Origin of the sequence: Cryobacterium sp. RTC2.1, assembly GCF_035018685.1 — a bacterium.
Lineage (GTDB): Bacteria > Actinomycetota > Actinomycetes > Actinomycetales > Microbacteriaceae > Cryobacterium > Cryobacterium glucosi.
In genome coordinates this window covers 1-654 of the sequence record NZ_JASJXJ010000339.1, presented here as the reverse complement: position 1 = coordinate 654, position 654 = coordinate 1, and the positions used below count along the sequence as shown (strand labels likewise).

The window sequence follows — 654 nt, the reverse complement described above, 5'->3', positions numbered from 1 at the left end:
TTTTCCCAGACCAACAACCCCAGCCCAGGAAATCCGTCGGCGTTTTAAACTTCGCCGTTACTGACCCACGCTCCTAGTATCCCAATTGACCAACGCGACGCGGCAGGCAGGGAGAACGGTGCGAAGAACGACTCGGTTTCTGAGCGTGGTGACCGCAGCCAGCATGTGTTTGCTCTTGCTGACTGGCTGCGTGCCGGGACAATCCATCGACAGCCTGGCCAAACAACCCGAAGCCGCATTGACCTACCCCGGCAGCACCGATGTCCGGATCAACAATGACCCGGGACGGGTTCAATTCGGCCTCGATGGCGGCGACGTGGCCGTCACCGGTATATCCGGGACGACAACCCACACGCAACGCGAGGTCATCGCCTTCTACTCGCGGGCGCTGGCAGCGAACGGCTGGACACAAACCACGGACACTCCCGGTGCCCATACGGAAGCGGGACTGCCATCTCACTGGATCAGTTGGGACAGGACGAAGCTTCATCTCGGCTATCTCGTTGAGGCTTGGACCGAGGGTGCAACCACGAAGTACTACACACAGCTGCGATCGTTTCGGTGATCCGTTGGATTCGGGGTCTGTCAAGTTTTCGGTGTAACTGGGTTTGATTTTTAGTTGTCGCGGATGGAGAGTCGGCCGTTGAAGGTGAT

At 58.4% G+C, this 654-nt stretch carries 1 protein-coding gene; it reads left to right on the top strand.

The annotated features are described in order from the left end of the window. The first annotated feature begins 145 nt into the window (after positions 1-145). Positions 146-565 carry a hypothetical protein gene (locus QN357_RS19180; protein WP_322189244.1) on the top strand — a complete coding sequence of 140 codons (420 nt, stop codon included), beginning with the start codon at positions 146-148 and terminating at the stop codon, positions 563-565. Positions 566-654: the final 89 nt, after the last annotated feature.